The following is an 8,758-nucleotide window of genomic DNA, read 5'->3' as shown; positions in this document are numbered from 1 at the left end:
CCTCTTGCCGGAGCCGCCATTGTCGCTCTTGCCGGAGCCGCCATTGTCGCTCTTGCCGGAGCCGCCATTGTCGCTCTTGCCGGAGCCGCCATTGTCGCTCTTGCCGGAGCCGCCATTGTCGCTCTTGCCGGAGCCGCCATTGTCGCTCTTGCCGGAGCCGCCATTGTCGCCCTTGCCGGAACCGCCGTTGTCACCCTTGCCCTTGCCATCCTTGCCGTGGTCGCGGTCTTTCTCGCCTTTGCCGCCGCCATGATCATCGCGGTCCTTGCCGTGGTGATCGTCTTTTCCGTGGTGGCCCTTGCCGTCCTTGCCGTGGTCGCGGCCTTTTTCGCCTTTGCCGCCGCCATGATCATCGCGGTCCTTGCCGTGGTGATCGTCCTTTCCGTGGTGGCCTTTGCCATCCTTGCCGTGGTGGTGGTCTTTTCCGTGGTGGCCATCCCCACCGGGGTCTTGATCGTTTCCGCCGGTGTCGTCGCCTTGATCAACACCGTCGCCGTTGCCGCCGTTATCGGTATTGCCATCACCGTTATCGCCATCATTGCCATTGCTGGCGACCGAGCCGGTGTTGGAAGTCTTCTTGCCGCCGCCAACATTTTGGCTGCCGTGATCGCTGTCGTTGGGACTGAATTTGTTATCGGCCTGAATTGCTTTGGTCGGCATGCACAGCCTGTATTCGAGGCTGCCGCGAACTGCGGTGTTGCAATTGACGACCGCCGGGGCGGCCGTTGCCAGACTGCTGCTTGCCAGAAGGGAAGCAACAGCGACGCTGAATTTCGCTGCTCTGCTGATCATTTCAATCGTCTCCCAAGGTTAACTGAGCGTTAATGGGGAGTTCATTTATACTAACAATGAATTAATGCGAAGAATAAAGAATGGTTAATCTGCTTCAATCATCTAATACAGTTAAATTCGCAAGTATAAAATTTTAATAAATTTTTATACTGACTGTGTTATCCTTCGGCTACGAACAGAGCGAATCGGCCATGAAGCGTCTCCTTTCTCTTGCTGCCCTTTTGGTAATTATTCCGCATTTTCAGGCAGTTGCCGGATCGTCGCTGCCTGTGACGCGAAGCATCGGCGCCCCCGTGGGATTCGCCGGGGCCTGCGCCAGGTACAAGTGGCTGTGCGGCAGGATGGCGGCACAACAGTTGGACGAACAGACGGCCATTGCGCTTCTTCAAAAGGTCAATCGTGCCGTAAACGGACGTATCGTTTCGGCGGAAGATCGCTCGTCTTCCGGAAACGGGGACGTCTGGTCTCTGCCGGTTGCCGGCCGAGGCGATTGCGAGGACTACGCTCTCCAGAAGATGAAGGACCTGATCGAGGCTGGTTATCCATCGAACAGGTTGGCGCTTTCCGTTGTTATCGGACCGCATGATCAAAACCATGTGGTTCTCGTCGCCCGGACGGACGCCGGCGATTATGTGCTCGACAATCTGACCGGCGCAGTGAAGCCATGGCGCGCCACGGGCTATACGTTTCTGGCCACCCAGGATTTCCAATCGCGAACGGGTTGGCGCGTGACGCTTGCCGGGCCTCGCGCCGGAGAGTTCTCCTGACCCGGAACCCGAGTCGGCACGCGGGCCGCTGCCAGGCGCACAGCGACGCGATGGGATGATTGGCCGTGTTCGATCCCAGGAGCCTTGTCCCTCGTGACAAGCACGATATTGCAGCTCTTTCGGGCCTTGAGAGCGCCGGTTATCCTGCGATCGCTCCGATCCTTGATGACTTGCTGGCGTGGACTGCGGACGGCAACTGGCCCATTGCTCCACATCTGGCCCGTTTTCTCGTCACGCTTGGGATACCAATCGTTGATTCAGTGTCGCGCGTCCTGCGGGGAGATGACGCCTCTCGAAAATATTTTTGCTTTGAACTGATCGTCGAAAACCTGTCGATCGATGTTCTTGAAGCGCTTGGGGACGATCTCATCAAGCTGGCAGATCAACCGAGCATGACCGACCTTTTGGAAGGGGTTGACGAGCTGGCACGTGAAGCGCTGCTGCGATTGCGTTATTCGGCTTAAGGTTGAGGTAAATCCCGTTTAGGTGGGCGCTAGAAGCCATAGGGAATGCTGACGTCGCCACCGCATCCAGCGGTGAAATTGGTAGCAGGTGGCGGCAAATTCGACGAAGAATTGTGTGGCCGGCGAACCGTTCGGGGCGTATCTGGTGTAAGAATCGGAAACACTTTGTGACTAAGTGTCTCCAAAAGCTGCGTTTTTCGGCTTGCTGCGCGCGACGACATGACGGATATTGCTTAAACGTTGAGGAAGCCGTCATGATCAGAATGATAGAAAACCCTGCCGAACTGGCTGGCGAGGATATCACCGGCAAATATATTCTCCGGAGGCTGAACTATCATTGGTTTGCCTACGGCAAGGCGGCTATCGTGACCGCTTGCAAGGGAACGATCCTGCATCTCGAGCGGGAAGAGACGGTTTATTCCGAGCGTTGGAGCCGTCGAGCCTATACCGGCACCGGCAAGCGTTATCCCGGCGGCATCTGTCCCATTTCGGCGGTCGCCTGCGTTTGCGATACGCCTGACGACGTCAACGCCGTCATCCAGCTGGATGTCGAAGCGCAGGACGAATTCTATCAGCTGATCGCCAAGGCAGAAGCCAGGGTCCAGGCGCTTGCCGCTTCCTCACGAAACAGCCAATTTCTGGAAGCTGCCGAGTAGGGCGGTTTTTCAACGAAAGCAGCACTCGGCTGCTATTGCGGCGGCGTGCGGCTCAAGCGCGTCAGGCTGGCCACCGGTTCTGATTTGCCTATCTCATCCGATCTGCTTGAGATCGCGAGCGAAGCGCTGCCAGTTGGCGACGTAGTTTTCGGCCGAGCGGCGAATGGCTTCGATCGCCGCCTCGTCGAGCACGCGCACGACACGGGCAGGCGCTCCGACGATCAGGGAATTATCGGGGAATTCCTTGCCTTCGGTCACCAGCGCATTGGCTCCAACCAGGCAGTTGTTGCCGATCTTGGCGCCGTTCAGGATGGTGGCGCCCATGCCGATCAGCACGTTGTCGCCCAAGATGCAGCCGTGAAGGATGGCATGGTGGCCGATGGTGCAGCCTTTGCCTGTCGTCAGCGGAAAGCCCATGTCTGTATGGGCCATCACGCCTTCCTGGATATTGGTGCCTTCGCCGACAGTGATCTTCTCATTGTCGCCGCGCAGCACGGCGCCGAACCAGATGCCGACACTCTCGCCGAGTTCGATCTGACCGATGACATGGGCATCCGGTGCAATCCAATAGAGTCCGGCAGCGGGTAGTTTCGGCGCCGATCCGCCAAGTGCGTAGACGGGCATGGCTTTCTCCTCAGACGATCTCGACCGACAGGATGGTGATGCCGTCGATGCCGCAATTGATGCGATCGCCTCTGGCGACCGCACCGACGCCGGCGGGCGTGCCGGTCATGATGATATCACCCGGTGCGAGGGTGAAGAGCTTCGACAGTTCGGCGATGATCTCCGGCACCTTCCAGATCATCTGGTTGAGATCGCCGTCCTGGACTCGGCTGCCGTTCTGTTCCAGCCAGATCCTTGCCTGCGAGGGGTGGCCGATGCGGCTTGCCGGAACGATCGGCGAGACAGGAGCGGAATGTTCGAAGGCCTTGCCGACCTCCCAGGGGCGGCCGAGCTTCTTTGCCTCGCCCTGCAGGTCACGACGGGTGAAATCGATGCCGACGGCATAGCCGTAAATGCAGTCGAGCGCGTCTGCGGCCTGAATGTCAGCGCCGCCGGATTTCAGCGCCAGAACGCATTCGACCTCGTAGTGCACATCGTTCGAGAGCGGCGGATAGGGAAAAGCATTGCCTGCCGGCAGCAGGTTATCGGCATTCTTCTGAAAGAAGAAGGGCGGCTCGCGGGAGGGATCATGGCCCATCTCGATCGCATGGTCGGCATAGTTGCGCCCGACGCAATAGACGCGGCGCACCGGAAATCGCTCATCGCTGCCGTCCACCGGCAGCAGAACCGGTGCGGGACGCGGAATGACGGTGACGGGATGGGGCATGGGCGGCGCTTCCTGGTTCAACGAGTCTTTTGCTGATCTTAGACGGAAAACAGTACGGCGGGGAAGCGGTCTTGGCGTCCCGCCCGGCGGATTGACGCTATCGCGGTCGAGCGCTATCGTTGCGGCCATGAACAGGATTTTTGCAGTTTCGACGACGTCTACGACCACCGCGCCGCGGTGGGTGGTAGACGCGTGAACTGAATTCCGTTCATCGCTGTTAAGACCAACCCGCCGGAGACGAGCGGGTTTTTTGTTGCCGCCCGTGTCCCGCATTCGAGGACCAGATCGTGGACGATATCCCCAAACATATTCTCGCCGAGCGGGCGCTGGCTGCTGCCCGTCGCTGTGTCGCCAGCCGCTTTGCCGGCGCCGCTTTCGTTTTTGTGACCGGTTCCATCATACGCGGCGAGGGAACCGCCTTTTCGGATATCGATCTGGTCGTCGTATTCCCGGCGCTGGAAAGAGCCTGGCGGGAATCGTTTACTGAGGACGGTTTTCCCGTCGAGGCCTTCATCCATGATCCGCAGACGCTGGCGCACTATCTCCATCAGGATGCCGACAGCGGCTATCCCATCATGGTCAACATGGTCGCGACGGGCAGCATATTGGGCCCGGATATCGAGCGCGCGCGCCTCATCCAGGCGCAGGCGGCGAGCGTTATTGCCGCAGGGCCGAAGCCTCTCGATGGCCCGAGCTACGACATGCTGCGCTATCAGGTCACCGACCTGGCCGACGATCTGCGCGGCGCTCGCCCGCCGGAAGAGGTCGCCGCCATCGCCGCGCATCTTTATCAGAAGCTCGCCGATCTCATTCTGCTCGGGCGCGGCGCATGGGCCGGTCGGGGGAAATGGGCGCCCCGCGTCATGCGGACGCTCGATGCGCAATTGGCGGCAGAATTCGACGCTGCGTTCCGCCTCGCAGCAGGGGGCGACGGCGCTCGCTTCCTCGCCCTGGCCGACAGGGAGCTAGCACGGAATGGTGGGCGCTGTTTCGATGGCTTCAGGCAGGAGGCTCCGTTGGAGGCGCGGCGTCTGGAACAGGCGCCAGTGCCCACGAGAACCTCACCCTGAGTGCCCCGCAGGGGCCTCGAAGGGCGGGGCGGGTGCGCTGGCGGTCGATGAATGCAAGGAGCAATGTTGCGGCGTGTCCTTCGAGGCTTCGGCCTTTGGCCTGCGCGCCTCAGGATAAGGAGCGTTGGAGAATGGCGCGCCTCTCAGCCCTAAAGACAACCCCTAACCAAGCGCACCTTGCTCCGCGCAAATCCTGTCGATTAGCGCATCCAGACCCCCCCTTTGGCGGCCGGCTCTTCGCCAGGCGCTGCTTGAGATGCAGGATCGAGTCGGCGAGGATTTCATCCAGGTTTTCGGCGCAGGTGAAATCGCCGGCCACGCGTTTGACTTTCGAATTGTCGAAAATGGCAGTCCAGGCCTTGTCGCCGAGGAGCGGGCCGATCCATTCCGGATTGTATCTGATCAGTGTATCCGTCGGCACGTGGACGATCTTGGCTTCCACGCCGAGCAATCTAGCGATCGTCTTCTGGATGTTGTCCCAGATATGGGCGCGGTCTGAGGTAATGTGGAAAATCTCCTTCAGCGCCGCCTGTTTGCCGAAAAGGCCGACGAAAGGCACGGCGAAATCCACCGAGCGGGTGAGCGTCCAGGGCGTATGGCCGTCGCCCGCCACGATGACGGGGTCGCCATCCAGCATGCGTCTCGCCATGATGTCGCTGTCGCCCATCATGATCGGCAGGCTGGTGCGGACGGTGTGGCTGGGGCGGACGATCGTCCAGGCGAGATTTCCGGATTTCTGGAGCAATTCCTCGCAAGCGATCTTGGCCTGGCTGTAGGGCCAGTAGGGATTGATCGCCGGCGTCTCCTCGGTAATCACGTAATGACGCGGCGGCTTTTCATAGACAGAGGCCGAGGAAATGAAGATGTATTGGCCGCAGTTGCCCGAGAAGACTTCGATATCGCGTGCCACCTCATCCCTGGTGAAGGCGATGAACTGGCAGACCACATCATAATCGGCCCTGGCGAGATCGGCATAGGCATCCGATCCGAGCTCCCCGACGATCGAGGTCACCCCGGCGGGCAAGGCGGCGCTTCTCAGGCCGCGATTGAAGACGCTGACATGGTGGCCCTCGGCAACGGCGCGTTCGACGCATGGATGGGAGATTTGGCCGGTGCCGCCAATGAAGAGAACGTTCAAAGCCATGGGAGTGACCTCGGGGTCTACGGGCGGGAATTCTGACCACTCTTCATAGCGCGAAAGATGGTAGACGTCTCCCGCAAATCTCCGCCGAGGGCGTGGGAATGAGCGGCGGCGGCAATACTCCAGATCGCCGCCGCGCCGATCGGCAGCGCCTATCCATGTGCCTTGCGACGGGCTGCGACGACGAGCCAGATCGAGGACAGCAGGAAGTAGAAGGCGCCGAACCCGGCATAGGGCACGATATCGAGGATCGTCGGCGCGGCGTCGGCAAAGGATTGGCTGATCATATAGCCGCCGGCAAGGGCCGATTGCGCGCCGCTCAGGATCATGACCCATTGGGCGCCGTAGATGCGCCAGCGCCTGACGCCGGTATAGAGCTGCAACAGGCCGGAGAGGATCGCCCAGGCCCCGAACACGGCCAGCACCGCGTAGGTGCCGTGGCCGAGCGCGATGGCGACGGCGAGCGCCGTGACGGTGCTGACCACGACGTTCAACGTCTGAGACGGGTTGGCCTGCAGGCCGCCATTGACCCGGGCGTCGACCAGATTGGCCAGCGCATCCCACAGGGGATAGATCACCAGCAGAAAGGCCGCGGCGCTTGGCTGCCCGGCAAGGAGAATGGCGGCGGCAATCCAGATCACCGAGAAGGCGGCGCGGGTGAAATAATAGGATCTCAGCCAGTTCGACTGGAGGGAAGATTGAGTTTGCATCGGCAGGTTCCTTCGTGATTGCCTGCCTACTAGTAGGTAGATTAAAAATGGGAGTCAACGCCGCGGCCGCACACCTTCTTGTGATGCCGGCAGGGCGGTGAAAGACTTGACAGATTGCCTACCAGAAGGTAGGCGACGCTATGAAATCAATGGCTTCGACGTCCGACAAGATTCTCGACATTGCCCAGTCGCTCATCGTGGCGGGTGGCTACAACGGCTTCAGCTATGCCGATATCTCGGCTGCGATCGGCATCCGGAAAGCCAGCATCCACCACCACTTTCCGACAAAGGCGGAGCTGGTCTCGGTCCTTGTGGATCGTTACGTCAAGCAGGCGGAGGCGGGTTTGCAGTCGCTGGTCGAGCAGGCTGCAAGCCCCGCCGATCAGCTGCATCTCTACATCAACTATTGGAACACCTGCATTCGCGACGCCTCCCAGCCCTTCTGCGTCTGCGCGATGCTGGCGAGCGAAATGCAGATGCTGCCCGACGAGGTCGCCTCACGCGTCCGCGCCCATTTCCAGGGGCTGGCGGCATGGCTGACCTCGGTGCTGCACTCCGGAATCGAGCAGGGCCTGTTCCGGCTGGACAAGCGGCCGGAAGAGCAGGCCCAGATGCTGATGGCCTCGGTTCATGGGGCGATGCTCTCGGCGAGGGCACTCGGCGATCCCGGGCTGTTCATTGCGGTCGTGGGGCCCGAAATTGCGAGGCTGCGGGCAGCGGATCGTTAGGGTGTTGGATAACGATAAGCAGATGCTCGTCGAGATGTGACCGCCTGATAGGTACGCGTCAGTTTTCAAAACTGGATCAGAGATGCGCGAAAGAGAATTCAATGGCGCTGCGTCGCCGGCAATGAGGCAGACGACGAGGTTGAGGCTCAGAATTCCTGAGCCGGCGGATATTCATTTCCTGACCAAACTTTTTTCACGGCCGGAATTGGTCGCGCATCGGCCCGTGCCCCGGCCGGATTCGCCGGAAGAAAGTGCGGCGCGGCTTGCGCGCGATATCAAGCATTGGAAAGAGCACGGCTTCGGGCGCTGGGCGGTCGAGACGGAGGATGCGTTGATCGGTTTCGGCGGCGTGACCATTTCCAGAGATTTCGGTGGCCTCAATCTTTCCTATCATCTGCAGCCCGAAAGCTGGGGGCGGGGGTATGCCACGGAACTGGTTAGAGAAACCTTGGCCTTTGCCTTTGACGACCTGGATGCGGACCGTGTGATCGGGTTGGTCCGCTCGGCCAATGCCGCGTCAAAACGGATTCTTGAGAAATGCGGCTTCCGTTTCGAACGCGAGGTAATGCTGCACGGCGCGCCGACCAATCTCCATACGATCGATAAACGTCTGACCAGATAGCAGCTGCTCGCATCGAAAGCTTTGGAATGGTTGTTTCGCACCATCTGCTGACGGCGCAGTTGGTCGCGCTTGAAACCATCTGCAATCTCTGAGAGTGTGGTCGAACTGCCTGTCTATCGGCTACAAGCGAGATGCTGGATGCGCATTTCTTCTCTACCGGAACCTCCGTACTACATGGTGAGCTTTACGTCTCAGCGAACCGAGATAGACGATGGTTATGGCGAGATGGGATATGCAATGACCGAACTGGCGAGCCGGCAGCCCGGCTATCTTGGTTTCGAAAGTGCTCGCGGAGCAGATGGCTTCGGAATATTGATCTCCTACTGGAAGGACGAAGCAAGCATTCGCAGCTGGAAGTCCGTCGTCGATCACCTCGAGGCACAACGTCGAGGACGCCAAGACTGGTATTCCCGATACGAAATTCGCGTTGCGCTCGTTCAGCGGGCCTATGGATTTGACATCGAGAATCAGTAGATTG

At 59.9% G+C, this 8,758-nt stretch carries 11 protein-coding genes and 1 pseudogene; 7 read left to right on the top strand and 5 right to left on the bottom strand.

All coding sequences use genetic code 11. From position 1 onward, the window contains the following. Positions 1-792: hypothetical protein (locus tag GGD57_RS04045; protein ID WP_246713540.1), on the bottom strand; the 792-nt coding region annotated here is incomplete at its 3' end. Between the two features lie 191 nt (positions 793-983). Here GGD57_RS04045 and GGD57_RS04040 point away from each other — a divergent pair. The 3 genes from GGD57_RS04040 (at position 984) to GGD57_RS04030 (ending at position 2,679) form a co-directional block, all read left to right on the top strand. Beyond that, the gene (locus GGD57_RS04040) at positions 984-1,559 is read left to right on the top strand and encodes a transglutaminase-like cysteine peptidase (protein WP_184467418.1); all 576 of its coding nucleotides are present in this window, start codon (positions 984-986) and stop codon (positions 1,557-1,559) included. A gap of 65 nt (positions 1,560-1,624) precedes the next feature. After that, entirely contained in the window at positions 1,625-2,023 is a 399-nt protein-coding gene (locus GGD57_RS04035) for a DUF5071 domain-containing protein (protein WP_184467415.1), read from the top strand. Positions 2,024-2,277: 254 nt separating this feature from the next. Continuing rightward, a complete protein-coding gene (locus tag GGD57_RS04030) occupies positions 2,278-2,679 on the top strand; it encodes a hypothetical protein (RefSeq protein WP_184467061.1) in 402 nt (133 codons plus the stop codon). 93 nt (positions 2,680-2,772) lie between these two features. Here GGD57_RS04030 and GGD57_RS04025 read toward each other — a convergent pair whose 3' ends face one another. Then, positions 2,773-3,303, bottom strand: a complete 531-nt coding sequence (locus GGD57_RS04025; RefSeq protein ID WP_184467059.1) for a gamma carbonic anhydrase family protein — start codon at positions 3,301-3,303, stop codon at positions 2,773-2,775. A 10-nt stretch (positions 3,304-3,313) separates the two neighbouring features. Then, positions 3,314-4,009, bottom strand: coding sequence for a fumarylacetoacetate hydrolase family protein (locus GGD57_RS04020; protein WP_184467057.1), 696 nt, complete (start codon positions 4,007-4,009; stop codon positions 3,314-3,316). A 287-nt stretch (positions 4,010-4,296) separates the two neighbouring features. Between GGD57_RS04020 and GGD57_RS04015 the strand changes: the two genes are divergently transcribed. Then, positions 4,297-5,079: a nucleotidyltransferase domain-containing protein gene (locus tag GGD57_RS04015; protein WP_348645950.1), complete on the top strand. Its 783-nt coding sequence runs from the start codon at positions 4,297-4,299 to the stop codon at positions 5,077-5,079. A 162-nt stretch (positions 5,080-5,241) separates the two neighbouring features. Here GGD57_RS04015 and GGD57_RS04010 read toward each other — a convergent pair. After that, positions 5,242-6,223: pseudogene (locus GGD57_RS04010) on the bottom strand (SDR family oxidoreductase). A 149-nt stretch (positions 6,224-6,372) separates the two neighbouring features. Beyond that, positions 6,373-6,930 carry a DUF308 domain-containing protein gene (locus GGD57_RS04005; RefSeq protein WP_184467055.1) on the bottom strand — a complete coding sequence of 186 codons (558 nt, stop codon included), beginning with the start codon at positions 6,928-6,930 and terminating at the stop codon, positions 6,373-6,375. A gap of 140 nt (positions 6,931-7,070) precedes the next feature. On the opposite strand from GGD57_RS04005, the gene GGD57_RS04000 reads away from it, so the two are divergent. The 3 genes from GGD57_RS04000 to GGD57_RS03990 all read left to right on the top strand — a co-directional run bounded on the left by GGD57_RS04000 (position 7,071) and on the right by GGD57_RS03990 (position 8,754). After that, a complete protein-coding gene (locus GGD57_RS04000; RefSeq protein WP_184467053.1) occupies positions 7,071-7,658 on the top strand; it encodes a TetR/AcrR family transcriptional regulator in 588 nt (195 codons plus the stop codon). A gap of 82 nt (positions 7,659-7,740) precedes the next feature. Continuing rightward, positions 7,741-8,280, top strand: a complete 540-nt coding sequence (locus GGD57_RS03995; protein ID WP_184467051.1) for a GNAT family N-acetyltransferase — start codon at positions 7,741-7,743, stop codon at positions 8,278-8,280. A gap of 138 nt (positions 8,281-8,418) precedes the next feature. Then, on the top strand, positions 8,419-8,754 hold the full coding sequence (locus GGD57_RS03990; RefSeq protein ID WP_184467048.1) for an antibiotic biosynthesis monooxygenase family protein: 336 nt from the start codon (positions 8,419-8,421) through the stop codon (positions 8,752-8,754). The last annotated feature ends 4 nt before the right edge of the window (positions 8,755-8,758 follow it).

It is taken from the genome of Rhizobium esperanzae (assembly GCF_014197615.1).
GTDB lineage: Bacteria > Pseudomonadota > Alphaproteobacteria > Rhizobiales > Rhizobiaceae > Rhizobium > Rhizobium esperanzae_A.
The sequence above is the reverse complement of the archived record's forward strand: the minus strand, read 5'-3'. Positions and strand labels throughout refer to the sequence as shown.

Coding starts and splice junctions, on each gene's coding strand:
- GGD57_RS04000 (WP_184467053.1), top strand. CDS start 7,071: ATGAAATCAATGGCTTCGACGTCCGACAAGATTCTCGACATTGCCCAG.
- GGD57_RS04020 (WP_184467057.1), bottom strand. CDS start 4,009: ATGCCCCATCCCGTCACCGTCATTCCGCGTCCCGCACCGGTTCTGCTG.
- GGD57_RS03990 (WP_184467048.1), top strand. CDS start 8,419: ATGCGCATTTCTTCTCTACCGGAACCTCCGTACTACATGGTGAGCTTT.
- GGD57_RS03995 (WP_184467051.1), top strand. CDS start 7,741: ATGCGCGAAAGAGAATTCAATGGCGCTGCGTCGCCGGCAATGAGGCAG.
- GGD57_RS04025 (WP_184467059.1), bottom strand. CDS start 3,303: ATGCCCGTCTACGCACTTGGCGGATCGGCGCCGAAACTACCCGCTGCC.
- GGD57_RS04030 (WP_184467061.1), top strand. CDS start 2,278: ATGATCAGAATGATAGAAAACCCTGCCGAACTGGCTGGCGAGGATATC.
- GGD57_RS04040 (WP_184467418.1), top strand. CDS start 984: ATGAAGCGTCTCCTTTCTCTTGCTGCCCTTTTGGTAATTATTCCGCAT.
- GGD57_RS04005 (WP_184467055.1), bottom strand. CDS start 6,930: ATGCAAACTCAATCTTCCCTCCAGTCGAACTGGCTGAGATCCTATTAT.